This is a genomic window from Mycobacterium sp. URHD0025 (assembly GCF_000426065.1).
In the GTDB taxonomy this organism is placed as follows: domain Bacteria; phylum Actinomycetota; class Actinomycetes; order Mycobacteriales; family Mycobacteriaceae; genus Mycobacterium.
In genome coordinates this window covers 57,203-75,517 of sequence record NZ_AUEQ01000017.1, presented here as the reverse complement: position 1 = coordinate 75,517, position 18,315 = coordinate 57,203, and the positions used below count along the sequence as shown (strand labels likewise).

General features: G+C 67.4%; 16 protein-coding genes. 6 read left to right on the top strand and 10 right to left on the bottom strand.

The features are described 5' to 3' along the window. Positions 1 to 6: 6 nt before the first annotated feature. From H977_RS0125450 to H977_RS34535, 3 genes are read right to left on the bottom strand one after another with little or no spacing between them, the layout of a single operon-like run. Positions 7 to 1,203, bottom strand: a complete 1,197-nt coding sequence (locus H977_RS0125450; RefSeq protein ID WP_029110504.1) for a DUF7373 family lipoprotein — start codon at positions 1,201 to 1,203, stop codon at positions 7 to 9. After that, a complete protein-coding gene (locus H977_RS0125445; protein ID WP_029110503.1) occupies positions 1,200 to 2,423 on the bottom strand; it encodes a DUF7373 family lipoprotein in 1,224 nt (407 codons plus the stop codon). The genes H977_RS0125450 and H977_RS0125445 overlap by 4 nt, the downstream gene beginning before the upstream one ends. Continuing rightward, the gene (locus H977_RS34535) at positions 2,420 to 3,550 is read right to left on the bottom strand and encodes a helix-turn-helix domain-containing protein (RefSeq protein WP_051289058.1); all 1,131 of its coding nucleotides are present in this window, start codon (positions 3,548 to 3,550) and stop codon (positions 2,420 to 2,422) included. The genes H977_RS0125445 and H977_RS34535 overlap by 4 nt, the downstream gene beginning before the upstream one ends. 159 nt (positions 3,551 to 3,709) lie before the next feature. On the opposite strand from H977_RS34535, the gene H977_RS35690 reads away from it, so the two are divergent. Further along, entirely contained in the window at positions 3,710 to 4,882 is a 1,173-nt protein-coding gene (locus H977_RS35690; RefSeq protein ID WP_196808324.1) for a tetraspanin family protein, read from the top strand. 304 nt (positions 4,883 to 5,186) lie between these two features. Then, positions 5,187 to 6,707 (top strand): MinD/ParA family ATP-binding protein, encoded by a 1,521-nt coding sequence (locus tag H977_RS0125430; RefSeq protein WP_029110501.1) that lies wholly within the window; start codon positions 5,187 to 5,189, stop codon positions 6,705 to 6,707. 10 nt (positions 6,708 to 6,717) lie between these two features. Here the strand turns inward: H977_RS0125430 and H977_RS0125425 are convergent, their stop codons facing one another. Further along, the gene (locus tag H977_RS0125425) at positions 6,718 to 7,518 is read right to left on the bottom strand and encodes a helix-turn-helix domain-containing protein (protein WP_029110500.1); all 801 of its coding nucleotides are present in this window, start codon (positions 7,516 to 7,518) and stop codon (positions 6,718 to 6,720) included. 384 nt (positions 7,519 to 7,902) lie between these two features. Between H977_RS0125425 and H977_RS0125420 the strand changes: the two genes are divergently transcribed. Further along, on the top strand, positions 7,903 to 8,196 hold the full coding sequence (locus H977_RS0125420; protein ID WP_029110499.1) for a WhiB family transcriptional regulator: 294 nt from the start codon (positions 7,903 to 7,905) through the stop codon (positions 8,194 to 8,196). Between the two features lie 234 nt (positions 8,197 to 8,430). On the opposite strand, the gene H977_RS0125415 is transcribed toward H977_RS0125420, so the two are convergent. Beyond that, on the bottom strand, positions 8,431 to 8,688 hold the full coding sequence (locus H977_RS0125415; protein WP_029110498.1) for a DivIVA domain-containing protein: 258 nt from the start codon (positions 8,686 to 8,688) through the stop codon (positions 8,431 to 8,433). A 44-nt stretch (positions 8,689 to 8,732) separates the two neighbouring features. On the opposite strand from H977_RS0125415, the gene H977_RS0125410 reads away from it, so the two are divergent. Beyond that, a complete protein-coding gene (locus tag H977_RS0125410) occupies positions 8,733 to 9,701 on the top strand; it encodes a pirin family protein (protein WP_029110497.1) in 969 nt (322 codons plus the stop codon). Between the two features lie 38 nt (positions 9,702 to 9,739). Here H977_RS0125410 and H977_RS0125405 read toward each other — a convergent pair whose 3' ends face one another. The 4 genes from H977_RS0125405 to H977_RS0125390 all read right to left on the bottom strand — a co-directional run bounded on the left by H977_RS0125405 (position 9,740) and on the right by H977_RS0125390 (position 15,972). Beyond that, the gene (locus tag H977_RS0125405) at positions 9,740 to 10,243 is read right to left on the bottom strand and encodes a pyridoxamine 5'-phosphate oxidase family protein (protein ID WP_029110496.1); all 504 of its coding nucleotides are present in this window, start codon (positions 10,241 to 10,243) and stop codon (positions 9,740 to 9,742) included. A gap of 83 nt (positions 10,244 to 10,326) precedes the next feature. After that, positions 10,327 to 11,484: a hypothetical protein gene (locus H977_RS0125400; RefSeq protein WP_029110495.1), complete on the bottom strand. Its 1,158-nt coding sequence runs from the start codon at positions 11,482 to 11,484 to the stop codon at positions 10,327 to 10,329. Between the two features lies 1 nt (position 11,485). Then, the gene (locus tag H977_RS0125395; protein ID WP_029110494.1) at positions 11,486 to 13,945 is read right to left on the bottom strand and encodes a GAP1-N2 domain-containing protein; all 2,460 of its coding nucleotides are present in this window, start codon (positions 13,943 to 13,945) and stop codon (positions 11,486 to 11,488) included. Next, entirely contained in the window at positions 13,942 to 15,972 is a 2,031-nt protein-coding gene (locus H977_RS0125390; RefSeq protein ID WP_502691203.1) for a SaeA-related protein, read from the bottom strand. The genes H977_RS0125395 and H977_RS0125390 overlap by 4 nt, the downstream gene beginning before the upstream one ends. Positions 15,973 to 16,065: 93 nt before the next feature. On the opposite strand from H977_RS0125390, the gene H977_RS0125380 reads away from it, so the two are divergent. Both H977_RS0125380 and ygiD read left to right on the top strand, forming a co-directional pair. Beyond that, entirely contained in the window at positions 16,066 to 16,710 is a 645-nt protein-coding gene (locus H977_RS0125380; protein WP_036477204.1) for a nitroreductase family protein, read from the top strand. A 30-nt stretch (positions 16,711 to 16,740) separates the two neighbouring features. Next, positions 16,741 to 17,514: a 4,5-DOPA-extradiol-dioxygenase gene (gene ygiD, locus H977_RS0125375; RefSeq protein WP_029110491.1), complete on the top strand. Its 774-nt coding sequence runs from the start codon at positions 16,741 to 16,743 to the stop codon at positions 17,512 to 17,514. On the opposite strand, the gene H977_RS0125370 is transcribed toward ygiD, so the two are convergent. Continuing rightward, entirely contained in the window at positions 17,507 to 18,310 is an 804-nt protein-coding gene (locus H977_RS0125370) for a GAP family protein (RefSeq protein WP_029110490.1), read from the bottom strand. The two genes, ygiD and H977_RS0125370, sit on opposite strands and share 8 nt — an antisense overlap. Positions 18,311 to 18,315 lie beyond the last annotated feature (5 nt).

The following is an 18,315-nucleotide window of genomic DNA, read 5'->3' as shown; positions in this document are numbered from 1 at the left end:
TGCCTTTTACTTTCCGACCAGCATCAGGTACTGGGCTGCGAGTTGCTGTGCGGCGTCGCGTGGTTGCTGAGAGGCAGAGCGGAGCACCCACCGGTCGGCAGCGACGACACAGACTGCCCGGAGCACCACGATGGATGCTTTCGCCGAGTCAAAGCACTTCGCAGTGGGCATGCCCGGTACCGCCTCGGACGGTTCGGCGCCCTTGCTGAGACTTTCCGCCATCTTCGCCGCAAGCTCCTTGGCCGCTGCGGCGTCACGGGCTTGGAAGACCGTGGTGGATTGGCCCCTCGAAACGGCTTCGACGCCAGCAGTTTCCAACAACGGAGCCAGGTCCGGGGATTCGAAATGCATAATGCCATGGCGGCCGTAGACCCCCATCATGGTGTTGGGTTCCCCGTCGCGCAGCGTTCGGGCGATGAGGTGCGTGGGGTCGAGTTCCATCGTCGGGAATTGGGCGGGCTCGGTCGCTTTGAACGCATCGATCGCCGGGATCTGCAGATCGAGGGTTCGCGCCACCAAATCCTCAGGAGCGCGGCCGTCGGGCGTATTCGCGTTCTGGTAGAGAACGTAGGAGCCGTGCGCGGTGAAACTGATCACCCGGACACCCCCGTCGACGGGCCCGCGGATCGCCAGAGCCTCGGGATGCCCAGCGATGGTCACTGGTTCGGGAGTCGTGATGCCAGTTGGCGTCTGCTCGTGGGCCGCACCGGCGACCGCCGCTGCGTCATCAGCGGTGGGAAAGCGCAGCACCATGTTGATCAACGCCGTCTGCGGAACATCGCCTTTCAAGGTATTCGTTCGCCCCGTGACGAAGCCGTTGACGAACCCGTGATCGACAGCGATTTGTCCGGCCGGAGCGCCGATTACATGGTCAATACCCTTGTCCGACAGGGCCACCCCGATCATGGGAAGCAGCGGCTCGGTGAGCGCGGGGTCGACCTCCCACGGACCGATCACGTGGTCCGCCATCCGCTGAGCCTCCACATGTTTGGCACCCGGCACCGACATCTTCGGAGCCGGGTACGGGGTGGTGTCGTAGTTGCCGGGCCGCAGCAGCGCAGTGTTGACAGCATCGGCAGCCACCGCCGGGTCCTTGACGGCCTCACCGCCGATCACGCTGCTGCACCCGCTCGCCACCACCGTGATCGCCGTGACCGCCCCCAGGACACCGCGCAGGCGGGTAGCTGCCTCGCCCCGGATCATTTGGCGGCCAGGATCAGATACTGTGCGGCCGCCATCTGATGCAAGTCCTTGATCCGCGCGCCATACACCGCGAATGTGTACCGATCGAAAACGCCTACACATGCAAAGTTGTCAGTACCGGTCACCTCATAGCACGTGCTGTCAGGCAGGTTCGGCACCGCATCGGCTGAGGTAACAGGTCGGCCTTCGATTTTCGAATAGTCTGCCGTCAGCGCCTTGGCCGCGGCGTTGTCACGGGCGCGTAACACCGATGAATTCGCGATCACGCTCACGTCGACACCTGCATCGCTGTAGGCCTTGCTCGCCAAAACAGGGTTCCGTTCCTGATGCAGCATCGCCCGCGGCCCCAATGTCGCGTTGTTGATGAATGTTTCTTCCTTAGGAGCAACCGGCAGCGCACGCGCCAACAGCCCAGTCGGATCCTTGGGCAGGTTCACCAACTCTGCCGCAGGGGTCGGAGTGAACGAATCAATCGCCGGTACCTGCAGGTCAAGTGTTTTGGCGACCAGTGATACTGCCTCTGACATCTCTCCGCTGGTTTGGGCCATCTGCATCAAGACGAAAGGACCGCGCGCGGTGAATGAGTTCACCGTCTGGCGCAGCCCTTCCTGCTGGTACTTGGTGGAGGTGGAGGCGACGGCAAAGGCGTCCTCGTGGCCAGGAATCGGCACTATCGAGGTGCCCTTTGTGAACTCGTATTGGCCGGCATAGTCCAGCATTCTTTGAGGCATATCGTGCGCCGCGGCCTTGGCGGCCTCGGGATCCTTCATCTCCAGCACCACATTGATGAGGGCTTTCTGGTTTTGGATCTTGCGGGTCGAGGCATAGCCGGTGATCATTCCCGGTTTGCCCGCTTCGGCAGCCTGTTCGCTGGCGACCAACTGCAGTTTCTCCGGCAGTATGGGAGATCCGCCAAATGCCATGATGCCGAGCCCGGCGGGCTCGTTGATGGCCGTGTCGACTTCCCACGGCCCCACCACGACGTCCGCAATCCTGTTCGCCTCCAGAACCGCACGGTGCTGCGGTCCGCCCCCAGTTCCCATGGGAGGCAAGGGCTTTGTCGGATAGTTGCCCGGGTCCAGGGCCGCGACATCCACCTCGCCGGGCTTGGCCGCAGACTGCTCAGCAGCTTTGGGCTGCGCTTCCGATGCCTCCCTGGTGCAGCCCACTGCCGTGACGGCGATGGTGATGGCGACGAATGCCCCCGCAATTCTGATCATCCAGCTGTCCTGTTCCCCGAATCCGACCCCAACGCTGCAATGAATCGTTGCAGCTGAACCTCAACCCCACCACCGAGTTCGGCCCCGGCCTCCGCCCTCCTGATGTCTTCCGCACTGACCCCGGCCATCGGCGCTACCTCGTCGATGCTCAACTCGGCGTTGCGACGGGCGGCGAACAATCGCTGGCCCACGGTCGCGTAAGGCGAGGCCGCCGCAGCGAGCGTCAGCTCGCGGCGCAGACGCCGGATCTCACCCAGGTCGCGGACCATCTCGATGGAACTGCGGGAAGCGTTGACGGCCAACTGCTCGAGCCGAGCCAGGTCCGAGGTGACGGCGGCAACCCGCGCGGGATAGTCGGGCTGCGCCGGATCGGGCAGCGCTGCGATCTGACTGCGCGTGGCACCCAGCGCTATTCCGATGGTCTCGGTTACCAGAGTGACCTCGACCGTGGACGTCACTTCCCCGGCACCGTCGTATCGCAGAAGCTCGGTAGGTCCGTCGCTGTCAACACCGGCGATCGGCGTCGAGCGGCTGTCGGCGAAGGGGGGACGAACGACTCCGGCGCGCACCTGGCGGCGCAGTTGTTCGATCGCGCCCTTGGGCCACTGCAGCGCCCGCTCCAGAGAATCCTCGGTCTTCGCCCGGGGCTGACTGCGGCCTTTCTCGATACCGATGAGCGCGCCGGCATTGACGACGCCTTCGTCGGCCAAGGTGCGCTGACTGATGCCGAGTTCTTTGCGGCGCCGAGCGATCTGCTCACCGACGTGGACGTTCACCGGGTCCCGGGTCGAGAAGGACATCGGGATACCGGCGACCGGGTGCCCCAGCATCACGTCGACCTCCGAGTCGGGTGACACCGCGAACTCGCCGTCGACCCGGTCGTTGCCGATGAAAACCCCGTTGCGTCCGACCGCTCGAGCGATCCACTGACCATCCCTCACCGTCACGGTGATGTGCTCGCGTGAGATGCGATTGTCCGGAATCCGGATCTGCGCACCGGTGTTCTCCGCGCGCCCCACAGTGATCGGCGCCTGTCCCGACTGGAAGGTCTCAAGATGGTCGAGCCACTTGATGGTCAACGCGGGAGCCTGGCCGACGTCGCCTACGAACGACTCCGCTGATGCCATTGGCGTATCTTAACCGTAGCGGCGCTACAGGTTTGCGGTGCTTCAGTTTTCCGTTGCACGTCAAACCGCTTGCGAAATTGGTGCGCAGTCACCGCCTTGGGAACACGTAACGTAGCCGCCAAACACTTGTTGCCCTTTGACGTGAGGAACGCCAGGACGATGGCCGATCAAGACCCGGCGGCAGGGGACGTCTCGACCCCCTCCGCAGCCGATCCCGACAAGACGCAGTTCGTTACTCCGGATCGCGGGGCCAACGTCTCTGACGTGCAGTCCGATGACGAGCAGCGGACGCGGGTCGTCAACTCGGCACCGTCGGCGTTCGATGAGGACAAGACTCAGCTGGTCATCCCGAAAGAAAACCCGGCACCGGCCAGAGGCGATGACTTCCAGCAGCAGGCGCCGCCACCGTCCGGGTATGCCGCGCCGAACCTGCGCCCGGCTACGCCGACGGCGCCACCTTTTGCCGCGGGGTCTCCTCCTCAGCAGCGGCCCGGTTATGGCACACCGCCGCCCGCGCCTGCGGGTTACGGCACACCCCCGCCCCAGGGCTTCGGAACGCCACCTCCCCCGCCTCCGGGTTACGGCACACCCCCGCCCCCGCCTGCCGGTTACGCCACACCGCCTCCCGGTTTCGGAGCGACACCGCCCCCACCTCAGGGTTACGGAGCCCCGCCGCAGCCCCCGGGTTACGGCACACCGCCGCCACCCCCCGGGTACGGCACACCGCCGTCGCAGGCCGGATATGGCCCCTCAGGACCTGGCGGGTACCCGCCGAATCCGTCGGGCCCGCAGAACCCGTATTCGGCGAACGGCGCGCAAAGCCCCATGGAAGCGGCGAATGCACTGCTCTCCAAGAGCAATTCGTTCATCGCGCAGCTGATGTCTCGAGGCATTCGTGGCGAGCTGATCCGTCAGCCGTGGTTCCAGAAGTGGCGCCAGACGCCACAGCAGGCTGACCAGTTCGTGTACATCACTTACGCGGCAGGCATCGTGCTGGCGCTTCTCTTCGGTTTGATGGGCGCAGTGGGGACGATCCTCGCGCTGGGCGTCGGCATCGGTCTGTGCTACCTGTACTTCGCTCTGGGTACCAAGAAGGCCCACCAGTTCATCGCCTACGGGATCTGCGTCGTCGGCGTGGTGCTGGCACTCCTCAGCATCTTGTTCACCGTCGCTGCGCTCGTGGACCTGTCATCACTTCGCTACTCGACCGGCGGAATCATGCTGGCGCTGCTTTTCAGCCTTGGCGTGACCGTGCTCGCCGGCGCGATTCTGGCGTATATCGGGATACAGGTTCATCGCGGGATTCAGCGGATGTCGTCGCCGCCTCGCTAGCCCTTGACGGACGAATGGCCGGGGTTTGACCGGCCACGAACAGCGGAAATGCCTTCCGAACCGGATAATTGAGGATATTGACGCCTCTGCCATCCCCAAGTTCTGGAAGGCATTTTTCGTTCGCCGATGGCTCTATGTTGTTGCGTGAGTCCAGCTTCGGTCACGTCGCTATCCGGCGACCGGGCGGGGGTTCTGATTGCTTGCCGCATCAACTCTCACGGGTCAACTACGGTCAACCTGTGTTGTAGTCGATACTTGAGAGCGGTCCGTATCTCGTCGTCTCACTTTCGGAGGAGATTCAGTCGTGCCCGACCCCGACGACACCTTGCGCAGAGAGCTCGGCTGGACGGGGCCGGAGGAATCTCATTTCGAACCGGATACCCGGCCGACCCGCCGTAAGCGTCCAGAGCCACCGTCGATTCCCGGGCGCCCGCCGGTGAATTTCGTGCCGTCGAAGCCCCCGGAGAACACCGGTGCCGACGATTCCGCTCCGTCTCAGGGCGTACCGACCGATCCCGATGCCGAACGGGCGCGCAACTCCTTCCGGGAGGCGCCATCGGCACCGCCGACCCCTCCCCAGCAACAGCCACCTCCGCCGCCGCCTCCGTCGGCCCAGCCTCCGCATGACGGTCACCAGGGCCCTCACAACCAGGCCCCCCAAAACCAGGCACCACCCAACATGGGCAATCCCGATGCCCGGACCGATACCTGGGAGCATCAACCGCCCGGCTGGCAGCTTCCGTCGCAGCGGCCGCCCGGTCCCGGAGGCCCGCCAGGGCCTCCGCAGCATCCCTACGGAGCGCCGCACGCTCAGCCCTGGCCCGCCGAAGGCGGATTCGCCCCGGAGCCCGGTGCCGCGACGCCCGGCGTACCGCCGTTGCCGACCGGCTCGTACGCCGATCGGATCCGGGTCAACGACCTGGTGCCGCCGCGGCGTCAGCCGCCGGGCAGTGGCTGGCGGCTCTTCGTGTACCGGGCCACATTCGGGATGATCAATCCGGGCCCGTCGCCCGAGGACCTTCGTCAGGCCGAGCTGGAGGCCAAGATCAAGGGCCTTCTTCGCGGCCACTACAAGGTCGGGGTGATGGGCAAGGGCGGGGTCGGTAAGACCACTGTCTCGGCCAGCGTCGGATCGATCTTCGCGCAGTTGCGTCAGGACGATCGCGTGGTGGCCATCGACGCCGACACGTCGTTCGGCAAGCTCGGCAGCCGTGTCGACCCCCAAGCGCAGAGCTCGTACTGGGAGCTCGCCAACGACAAGCACCTGGATTCCTTCGCCGACGTGCGCAGCCGCGTCGGCAACAACGCCGCCGGGCTGTTCGTCCTCGCCGGCGAGGGCACGCCGGCCCGACGCCGGGTGCTCGATGCGGCCATCTACCGCGAGGCCACCACCCGCCTCGACAGACACTTCTCCATCTCGGTGGTGGACTGCAGCTCGACGATGGATTCACCGGTGACGCAGGAGGTCCTGCGGGATCTCGACGGGTTGATCGTGGTGTCCTCGCCGTGGGTCGACGGCGCGGCCACGGCCGGCCAGACACTGGACTGGCTGGCCGCACACGAGATGACGGGCCTACTGCAGCGCACGGTCGTGGTGCTCAACGACTCCGACGGCCACGCTGACAAACGCACCCGCTCGATCCTGGCCGGACAGTTCTCGAGCCAGGGTCAGCGGGTGATCGAGGTGCCGTTCGACGGCCATCTACGTCCCGGTGGCGTCGTCGACCCGCGGGAGATGTCCACCGCGACCAGGCGCCGGTTCCTCGAGATCGCCGCGGCGCTGGCCGAGCACTTCCCGACCCACGACGAGCGCCGGGACCGCTGACCGCAGCCGCTCAGCGCATCGCGCCGATCAGTACCTCCAAGGCTTGGACTGCGGCGGTGTCGACGGGGTACTCAGCCTCGGCGCGGGCCACGGTGTCTTCGGAAACGCCTGCAGCGGTAGCAGTTTCACCGATCGACAGATTCGCCTGGCGACGCGCGGCGTATAGGCGCTGGCCGAGGGTGGCTCCCGGCGCCGCGGCCGCGCGGGCCGTCACCTGATCGATCTGGCGTCGCACGACGCTGAGCGCCCTGATCAGGGCCGGGGTGACCATGCCTATCCGGGCGGCCCGCGATGCCACCGCTTCCAGCCGGCGCAGGTCGCCGAGGACGGCCGTCACGGCGGGGGTGAACTCCGGTTGGGTGGCATCGGGCAGGGCCTCGATGGTCGTCTGCAGCGTGTCGACGGCGGTCAGCACCGCCTGAGCGATGAGCGGCACCTCGTCGCCGCCTGCGGCCGTGGCGGGCGGTGAGGCGGGCACCGCGGCGCGAGGGGGCGCCGTGGGAGCCGGGGGAGACACCGTGCCGCCCGCTGTGGGCGGCGGTGTCGGAGGTACCGATCCCCCTTGACGCAACCGTGCGATGGTGCCGGGCGGCCAGTGCAGTACTTCTTCGAGCTTCAGGCGAGTGCGTTCACGCGGCCAGCTGCGGCCTTTTTCGAAGGCGATGAGGGCACCGGCGTTGATGATGCCGTCCGCCGCCAGGCTGCGCTGGCTGATGTCGAGTTGGCGCCGACGCGCGGCAGCCGCCGATCCGGCGCGGATGAGCCCAACGTCGAATTCACCGGTGGCGAGGTCGTACTCCGCGTCGGTCATCTCCGATTGAGTTCCTCGCTGTTGGCTGCTGGTTTTGGCCGCCGAAGTGGCTGTCGGGACACCTCAATCTTAACCCTTGACCGCAGCGCCGCTACGACTTGGTCGCCCGCGTCGTTCCAGCAAAACACGAGTGCGCTACGGCTTTCTTCGAGCGGAACCGAACCAGCGCTACGGCTCGTACCGTAGCTCCGTGCAGCGCTTTGACGTGGTGTTTTAAATACTGCGCCGCTTTCTCCTGGTGGTCCCGCATGCTTACCTGGGCAAGTTTCCGTAGCCCCGCTGCAACGATTTCGCAGACAACTGTTGCATCGCTACGGTTATTGCTATAGCGTTCTGCCCAACGCGGTACACACCGCAACAGAAGCCCGATAGAGGAGCAGCAGCATGAACGCACTCATGGCCAACGGCATCCCGCTCGGCGTGTGCACCAGCGACCCGGAGCGGTGGACCTCCACGCCCGACGATCAGGCCAAGGTCATCTGCCGAGAATGCCCGCGGCGTTGGCTGTGTGCCCGCGAGGCTTGCGAATTGCCTCGCGCCGAGGGAGTTTGGGCAGGCATCATGGTCCCCGAAGGCGGCCGCGGCCGTACCTTCGCGCTCAAGCAGCTGCGATCGCTGGCCGAGCGCAACGGTTACCCGGTCCGCAAGTTGGGCCTGGTCTTCCCCGAAGCCGCCTGATTCTCCAGCCGGCGCGACCAAGCAGTACTTTTTGTCCGGCCCTTGCGCTGCCGATTCGAGGGGACGGCAGGGCAAGGGCAAGTTTCCACCGGGGGAGGAATAGGGGCCCGGGGTATGTCGTTACACCCGCTGACGGTGTCGGGCATTGCCCCGGGCCCCACACCAGAACCGTCGCTTCGAGCGACCACTCGCCGCGAGGCGCAGTGACGGCACCGTCCCCCAACTTCTCCCCGGTTACCGCTCGAGCGTGGCGACCACCGCATCGAGCAACATGTCCACTTCGTCTTCGTCGTAACCGCGCTGGAACATCGGCGGCCGGGGAAACACGATGTTGCGGACATCGTCGGCACCGAGGTGCCCACGCCCGTCGAGTCGCCGCGCCACCAGCGCGAGAAAATCGTCCACCGACTTCTTGTCGTAGCCCCGCTTGCGCTTCCCAAATTCGGTGCTGCGAACATCTTCGGCAGTCAATCCCCCGGTCATGCGGGCCATGCTAACCGCGTCCGTTTCACGGGCACGCGATTACCGTGAGGTTCATGAGCAACACCGATACGGCGCCTGCCGAAGTCACCTGCGCCAACTCGGAGTTCACCGGAGTCCTGCACCCCCGCGAGGTTCCGCTGGGTGGACCACGTGCGCTCTTGGTTCGGCGCACCCTGCCGCAGCGGGAACGGTCCATGATCGGCGCCTGGTGTTTCGCTGACCACTACGGTCCGCACGACGTCCGAACGGCCGGCAGAGGCATGGATGTGCCGCCTCATCCCCACACCGGATTGCAAACGGTGAGTTGGCTTTTCGAAGGACTGATCGAACATCGCGACAGCGCCGGGGTCCACGCAATGGTCCGCCCGGGCGAGCTCAACCTCATGACGGCGGGTGCCGGGATCTGCCACTCGGAGGTCTCGACTCCGGAGACGACGATCCTGCACGGCGTGCAACTGTGGGTCGCCCTACCCGACGCCGACCGCGACACCGGCCGCGACTTCGCGCACTACGCGCCACCGCCCCAGCGCCTCGACGGCGCCACCCTCCGGGTGTTCCTCGGCGAGCTCGCCGGCTCACAGTCCCCGGTGCACACCTTCACACCACTGCTGGGCGCCCAGATCGACCTGGACCCGGGCGCAGTCCTGACTCTGGATGTCGACGCGGCCTTCGAACACGGGGTCCTGCTCGACCAGGGCGCGATCGAGGTGTGCGGCACCACGCTGGCCGTCGCCGACCTGGCCTACCAGGCGCCGGGTCGCGCGCAGCTGCGGTTGGCCAACCGCGGCGACAGACCGGCGCGGGCGATCCTGCTCGGCGGCCCACCGTTTCCCGAGGAGCTGGTGATGTGGTGGAACTTCGTCGGCCGCAGCCACGACGACATCGCGACCTACCGCGAACTGTGGCAGGCCGGCGATGCACGGTTCGGCGATGTGCAGGGCTATCAAGGCCACCTCGCGCGACTGCCCGCGCCGCCACTTCCCAACGGGCGGCTGAAGCCCCGCCCGCGTCCTTCGGCCTAGGCGCTTCGACTCAGACGCTTCGCTTCAGGCGCTTCGGCTCAGGCGTTCAAATATTGCGCCGTGCTGCCGCCGACGGGCATCTCGGGCAGCCCGAGCTTGCGGTGGTCCCAGCTGCGCTGCCGACTCGGAACCACGCGTACCGCGATGCGGTTGTTCATCATCTGGTCGACGAACGGGCGCATCTCGTCGGTGTAGGGACCGGTGTAGCGCTCCCACACGCTGATGCCCACGCGCAGAATCGTTTCCGGGTCGTCGACGATCTCGGCGGTACCGTCGATCGACACGCCGCGCAGGGCGTTGTACGTGTCGCCGTCCTCGATCATCACCGTGATCGTGGGGTCGCGGCGCAGGTTGACCGCCTTCTGCGACTTGGCCTTGGTCTCGAACCAGATCTCCCCGTCGAGCACCGCGTACCACATGGCCACCAGGTGGGGGCGGCCGCTTGGCAGCACGGTGGCCATGGTCGCGGTCCTGCTGCGTTCGACGAATTCGGCGATCTCATCGTCTGTCATGACGATCTTCGTGCGCTCGTTCTTGCCCACCTGTCACCTCTCTGCTCGGTCAGCTCACCATAGCCACGGCGTCGCCGGCCGCTGTGAACGCGGTCGGGAACCCGCCCCGCCGGCTACAGCACGCCGAACTGCGAGGTCACCCAGCGCACCGGATCCACGCAGCGGAAGGGCGCAATACCCCTGGCGTGCAGACGGTTTCCCGTCGGCGCATGCCCCAGTGCCGACACCGCGAAGTACCGGTTGGCCAATCGCACGCCCGAGGACGGGTTCTCGACGCCCGCCACGATCGAGCCGCCATGCAGGCGCATCAGCAGGCTGCGCACCTCCTGGTCGAGCAATTGACCGTCGACGTCGTCGTAACGCTTGCCGTCGGAGGTGTCGCGCAGGAACGCCGCTCCCCCGTTCGACATGACCAGTGCCCATTCCGAACCCTGCACGTCGCGCAGCGCCCGCAGCACGTCGAACTTGGACAGGATCACGGCGAGCTTGGGTTGGCCCGGATTGACCGCCAGCAGCAGATTTCCCAGGACCGAACGCGGTTCGCCGCCGCTGAACGGCTGGGGCGGCAACAGATCCTGCAGTTGGTCCCGAATGGCCTTGACCCGCAACGGGTCGAACATGAAGAACACCGCGTCCGCGTTGGCGAAGAACTGGAAGGGCGGCGCGCGCAGATCACCGTTCTCGAGGTCCTCGCCCGCCACGTCGCGCAGCACCAGGAACCGGCGCACCCCGTGCCAGACACCGATCGAGAACACCAGTGGCTCACGCTGATTCGGGGCTTGCGTGTGCACCGTCGGAGTGGGTGGCAGCAGGCCCCGCTGCACGTACAGCGGCCCTTCATAATTGGTGGCGTAATTCTGTGCGGTGGCCCGGGTGACCGGTTCCATCACCACACCGAACCGCTCGCACAGCAGCTCGAGCTGCTTGACCAGCACCGCGATGTAGAGGCTCTTGCCCGTCGCGCGCGCACCGGCCAGCGCGATGCAGATGGCGTGACCCTCCCGGAAGCCGTCGGGCAGCGTGAAGTGGCAGACCGGGCAGATCTCCACCGCGGCGCCCTGCAGCGCCCGGCTGGCCTCGGACACCGGCGGTGGCGGGCCTTGGTAGCCGGGCGTGCGGGTCCAGGTATAGAGCGGACCGCAATCGGCGGGCGCACCCACGTAGGCCGACGCGACGTCGTCACGGTAGCGGGTGCCGCCGGCTTGGGCCGGCAGCGTCCACAGGTGGTTGTTCGGGCTCAACAGGGTGAAGCACCGCGGGCATTTGCTCATGTCAGCCCCGGCTCCCCCTCAGTCGCTCCGCCAGCGACGGATGCTCGCCCCGCCGCGTCAGCAGCCTGTTCACCATTTTGCGGTATCCGCGCATCGTCCCCTCAGAGGAATCGCCCGACAACTGCGCCATCAACACCACCACGGATTCCGCGTCGGCGCCGCCCATGGTGGCCGCCACCTGGCCGGCCAGCACCCCCGCCAACTGATCCACCGGATCCAGGGCATATCCCCCCGCGTCGGCTGCGGTGGTGCGTAGCAGGCTGACCGCCACCACCGTCACCGGGGCCAACCTGCCACCGTCGACCAGTGGCAATACCCGGGCCACCGCCTGTGCGCTGCAATGACTTTCGGTGGCCAACACATTGCAGGACCGAGGATATGGCTCACCGGTCAGCACGCCGAGCAGCGCGAAAGCCAGCAGCCGCGCCGCGAAATCCGGGTGCACGGCCTCCGGTTCCACGCCGGCCAGCACCTGATCCCACAGCGGCACATACGAGCTCTGATGGGTGTGCAGATAACGCTGATGCAGCCAGTCCCGTGGCTCGATGTGGCGTACGGCCGCACACGCCACTGCCACCCCGTCGCCGTTGTCGTCGATCACCTTGCCGGCCAGCCGGTGCAGATCGGCAGAGTCCGCCGCACCGACGAGCGTGCGCACCGCGGCCATGCCGGGCAACGGTTCGGCACCGATGGCCAGCAGCAGGTCCGACGGGCTCCAAGCCGAGGCCGCCGCGGCGGCCTCGAAGTCAGCCGGCTCGGTCATACGCAACCACCACAGCTGCGCACCGGGGTCCCCCGGGTACTGCGGTCCGCGTCGACGCGACCGCATGCCACGTAGCGCGGCGCGGGTCCACACCGGATCCCAGGGCCGGGCAGCCGCGAGCGCGTCCGGCTCGGGCACCGCAGCAGCCTCCGCCAGCCAGTCGAGCACGTCATCGCCGACGACACTGCCCTCCGCGTCGCCGTCGGGCAGCAACCATGCCGCAAGTGACAGCCTGTCCGCCTCACCGATCAGCCCGCGCACGGCCGGATCGGCCAGGCCGGGCAGCACCCCGTCGGCCAGCGCGGCCTGCAGCCGGTCGTCGGCCACCCCGGCCCGCAACAGCAGATCAACCACCCGTAGCAACCGGTGAGGGCCCTGGGCCCGGCCGCGCTCCAGGGCCGGCCCGATGGCCTTCAGTAACACTGAAGGTAATGGTTTCCCGTGAAACATCCTCGGCGCCAAAGGAATTGGTGCGGCCTGCGTCATCCAGGCGTCGTCGGCGATGGCCCTGGCGTAGTACGTGGCATCGGCGTACGACGCGCCCGCACCGTCCGACAGCTCGTGCACCGCCCGCCACGCGTCGGCAGTCGTCACACCGACCACGGCCGCCAGCACGTCGCCGATGATGTGCGCGGCCTCGGACCCGACCAGCGCTCCCGACGGAGAATGCGCGGCGATCACCTCTTGGGCCTCCACCTGCGCGTCGGCGAATTCCGGATGCCCAGCCACTGCCATGGCCATGGGCCAGGCGGGATGCAGACCGTCATCGCGCACCTGCCCGGACAAGGTGTCGATGTCGTCGAGTACGCGCCGTGCCGACGCCGCGTCGAGCAGGACCACCTGCGCCATCACCGACCACCTCGTCACCTCGATGCGGTGTCCGCCTGCGGTCCGGTGCGGATCGCCGTCGAGCTCGCCCAACGACACGGTCTCGGCTTCGCTGATCACCACCATGCCCGGCTCGACGGCCGAGAGGTCCTCGATGGGCACCGCGCTGAGCACCTGGCCGCTGTGCGGGGCAAGCTGCTCGGCACGGTCGAAGGTGGAAAAGCTCAATCCCGCCGCGGTACCCGGCGACATCAGGAAACTCACCAGGCCGATCCACTGGGCCGCCGTGTCCGGAGACTGCACGCCGAGCACCACCGGCGCCCCGCCGGCCAACGCCGCGGCCACGGCATCGAGTAATGCGAACAACGTGGCCAATCTCCAGGTGGCGGTGTCGAGTGCGAACGTCACCACGCTGTCCTTGGTCACCGCGCTGCCCAGCTCCGGAAGCACCCACGGAAGCTGGGCGCGGGCCACCGCGGCCGCGCCGTACGGCTGCAGCCAGTGCGGTGATCGCCACCGCTGGATGGCCCGGTGACGCGGGTGGGTCTCGGGCGCCCGGTCCAACAGCACGTGGGCGAACACGTTGCCCGGCCGGCCCGTGCTGTCCGACCCCGCCGGGAAGGTGTGCCAGTAGCCGGCACCGTCACCGAGATGGCGGTACGCCAGCCGGCGAGGACCCTGCTCGAGCTGATCGGGGGTGGGGAAATCGGGCACCTGCCCCACCTGACGGAACACCGTGTGGACCCCGGCGATCAACGACTGCGTCTCGGTGGCCGTCAGATCTCCGCTGGTTTCCTTGACCTGCCAGCCGCCGGCAGTCCCGACGGCATCGAACGACGTGTAGGCGAGCTGGCCGAAGCGCGACGTCATGACACCGTCGCGGTGAGCTGCAGAGTCTGGACCGGCGGGTCCAGCAGGGCGACGGTTCGCAGCTGGGCCGGGTCGGGAATGTTGACGAACAGCCGGATCCAGCCGTGCAGACCGTTGACGTTGGCGGCCCACAGCTCACCGCTTCCCGACGCCGTCAGCGCCGTCCAGCGCAACTGCTTGGACGGCTGGTCCGCCAACTGTCCCTGCGCATCCAGTGGCGCCACATCGACCGGCTGACCGTCGTGCACACTCAACGGCATCCGCTGGGGGTTGTTGACCAGCACGAATGACGGCGACCCCGGCACGTCGTGTTCCGAACGCACCGCGACGGTGGCCGTGGTGGGGTAACCGTTGGGGTCGCGGCCGATTCGCACCGCGTACTGCAGCCGCAGCATGCCCGGATACTCGATGCCGGCCACCGGACCGGTCACGCGTCGGCCGCCGGAAAAGGCCACGGGCGCCAGATGCAATGAGCAACCGTCCACCGGAAGCGCGCCCGTCAGGTGCATGCCGCCGTACTTCTCGTAGTCCTCGAGCGAGATCTCGAAGGACCTGCCGGTCAGGCCCGCCCGGGGGTCATGGCCCTTGGCCGCCAACGTCACGACCACACCGGCCGCGCCGTCGGGCCATTCGAACGTCAGCACCTGCTTGTTGCAGTACTCGACGAGTTCGATATCGCGGATGGTGCCGGTACGCACCGCCGACACGGTGCGGCCCAGCACAGCCTGCCCGGCGAGGATCGTCACCGGCGTGACATACGCCCGGCTCCAGCCCTGCGGCCACGCCACCCCCGCCATCAACGTGCGGTGGCCACCGTCGGGTTGCGCCCGATGCGTCACCGGTTGCCGCAGACGCAGTTCCGGTGTCAGGCCGACCTGCTCGAGCGCGTTCTCGGGAAGTTCGGTGGAGACGCCACCGGCACTCGGCGCGGTCCGGCTGAGATAGACCGCCACCTCTGCTCCGGGAGCGGCCCACGACACGTCGAAGGTCTCGCCGTCGAAACCGGTGTCCACGGCGATGTCGGTGACCGCGGCGAGCACCGCCGACACCTCGATGTCGGCGTCGGAGGGCTCCGAAAGCCGCTCGACTCCGTCGACCTCGACGGCGCAACGCACCCGGTAGCGGTAACGCATACCCCGGGCCGCATTGGAGTCGACGAATCCGGTCTTGTGCTCCGCGTCGGCCAGGATCCGGTAGCGCGACTCATCGGCTCCGGCCGGGTTGGCCCCCTCGACCGGGATTCGGTACACGTGCACCGAACTCGACGCCGGCGGTGCCGTCCACTTCCCGATGACCAGGCCGTTGTCCTCCCGAATCGACATGTCGCTGATCGGGGTGACCAACACTCCACTGGCATACAGGACCGGCCGGGTGCTCAGTGCGTCTGCGCGCGACGTCCCGGTGATGACCCAAACCTGGTAGTAGCGCACCGGACCGGTCAACGGCCGGTCGTCACTCGCGGCCGACAACGGCGTGGCGGCGACGAGGTCGGCGTTCTCCGGAGACTTGGGAGCGCGGTCGTCGGCGCTGACCACGCGGTACAGCACCACTCCCCCGTTGGCCTCATAGTCGGGCCAACTGAGATCCACGACGCCGGGACGCGACGCGCCGTGGCGGAACGCGATGGCGTGCACGTCACCGGCTGCGGGTACCGCAGGCTCCGGCGGGCTGACCGGCGCCCCGGTTTCGAGCTCGGCCAGCACCCGGGCCATCGCTTCGGCATGTTCGGCGACCGACCCCGGCAGCATCTCGCGGATCTGATCGACCTCGGTGCGCCCCGACCGGAGCACGAGACGCAGGTGCGCCTCTTTGAAACTGCGGGCCGCGACAGCGCCGGAGTCGACCAGCTGCTGACGCCAGGCCAGCAGCGGCGCCAACCGGGGATCCGCGTCGTCGGGATCGTCGACGGGATACAGATCGGGCATCAGAACACCAAATCCCCGCCGGACGTGATCGCTGCGCGTCACGTGCTCCGGCAGCTCGAACAGCGCGAACTCCTGAGGTGCCAGACCGACACTGGCCTGCACACCCAGAAACGCTACCGCAGCAGCAGCTTGGTCACCGCCACATGGTGGGCCGGGCAGACGCGGGGCTGGTACGCCATCACATATGTTCGGCATATGCCTTCTGTCAGGTCGTCGGCCAGCGATGACGTATGGGAAGTGATGTCGACATCGCGGACCATCCGGCGGTTCACCGATGAACCGGTCGACGACGCGACGCTGACCCGGTGCCTACAGGCCGCAGCGTGGGCGCCATCGGGAGCGAACGCGCAGGCCTGGCGGTTCGTGGTACTCCGCTCGGCCGAGCAACGCGCGGTGGTGGCCAAGGCGGCCGCACAGGCACTCGCCGTCATCGAGCCCGTCTACGGCATGACCCGGCCCGCCGCGGACGACACCAGCCGACGAGCCAGGACCAACCGCGCCACCTATGAATTGCACGATCGGGCAGGCGAATTCACCTCGGTGCTGTTCACCCAGCAGCGCTTCCCCACCGCCTCGGAACTCTTGCTCGGGGGCTCGATCTTTCCGGCCATGCAGAACTTCCTGCTGGCCGCCAGGGCCCAGGGGCTGGGTGCGTGCCTGACCAGCTGGGCCTCCTATGGCGGCGAACAGCTGCTGCGTGCGGCCGTTGGCGTGCCCGAGGACTGGATGTTGGCAGGCCACGTGGTGGTGGGCTGGCCACGCGGATCGCACGGTCCGGTACGCCGCCGCCCGGTGAGCGAACTGGTCTGCGTCGACCATTGGGACAACCCGGCGTCCTAGGCTCGATTCATGGATCCGGCACCGACACTGATGCCCGCGGCGTTCATCGGCCACGGCAGCCCGATGAACGCGCTCGAGTCCAACCGTTTCACCGCGGCCTGGCGCGATTTCGGGCAGGCCGTTCCCCGGCCGCGGGCGATCCTGGTGATCAGTGCGCACTGGTACATCAACGCCACCGCGGTCACGGCGATGCCGCGCCCGCGCACCATTCACGACTTCTACGGGTTCCCGCGAGAGCTGTTCGACGTCCGGTACCCGGCGCCGGGGTTGCCGGAGCTGGCCGAGGAGGTCGGCGACGTGGTGCACCCGACCTGGGTGGGCGCCGACGTGGACAGCTGGGGTATCGACCACGGCACCTGGTCGGTGCTGCTGCACGCCTTTCCCGACGCGTCCATACCCGTTGTGCAACTGGCGATCAACGCCAACGAACCGGCCGGGTACCACCTGGGACTCGGGGCGAAACTGGCGCCGTTGCGCGAGCGCGGCGTGCTGGTGGTGGGCAGCGGCAACATCGTGCACAACCTCGCAGGGATGGATCCCACGAAGCCCGAGGATGGCTTCGCCTGGGCCGAACGCTTCGACGACGCCGCCCGCGAACAACTCGTCCACTCCCCCGCCGACGTCCTCACCCTCGAGGCGCACACCGATTACGCGGCCGCGGTTCCCACCCCGGACCATTTCATCCCGATGCTGTACTTCGCCGGGCTTGCCGGTGCCGCAGCCGATTCCACCCGCTCGGTCGACGCCATTGTCAGCGGCTACACCTACGGGTCGCTGTCGATGGCCTCCTACCTGCTCAGATGACGCCGGCGCCGGTGACCACCTGCCAGAGCCCGATCACCAGGAAGAGGACCAGCAGCACCAGCTGCCGGTGGTGGCGAGTCCACTCGTGCAGGGGCTGCAGCACGGCCTGGGTCCTCGCCGGGGCGACGGCGTAGCTGAGCAGCGCGAGCTCGAAGACCGCCAGCATTCCGAATACGAACGCGATGCTGATCACCACCTGCGCCCCGATCGGCGCACCCGAACCGACGACCATGGTGGCCACCATCAACACCAGTGGCGGCGGCGCGATGTAGCAGAGGCCGAACACCAGCGCGACCCACAACGCGCCACCCTCCCAGGCATCGTGCGCACGCTCCATGAGCCGCCGAACCGTGGTAGCCAGATTCGACATCATGCTGCGGATGCGCCCCGCCGGCGCTGCCGGGGCGGCCGGCTGATCCGGTTCCATGACCAGCACCGGTGACTCACCGCCGGCGTTCACGGGCGCGCCCTGATTCACTCGCTTGCGCATCCTCACCCGCACCGCGAGCAGCCCCGCGATCGCCACACAGACCAGACCCGAGACGAGTTGGAATGGCTTGACGGTCGAACCGGGTTCCGGGGTCACCAGATCCTGTGCCACCGAACTGAACGACGGCACCGAGGCCAGTACCAACGTCGAGATCACGAACATCGGGATGTTGATGATCAGGCTTCCGGCCCAGAACGCGATGAGATTCTGTATCGGCCGAGGCCGGGAGATCACCAGCAGGATGAAGCCGAGAAGCACCGGATTGAGTGACACCAATAGTGCCATCCCGAAGATATCGCCCCACACAGCGC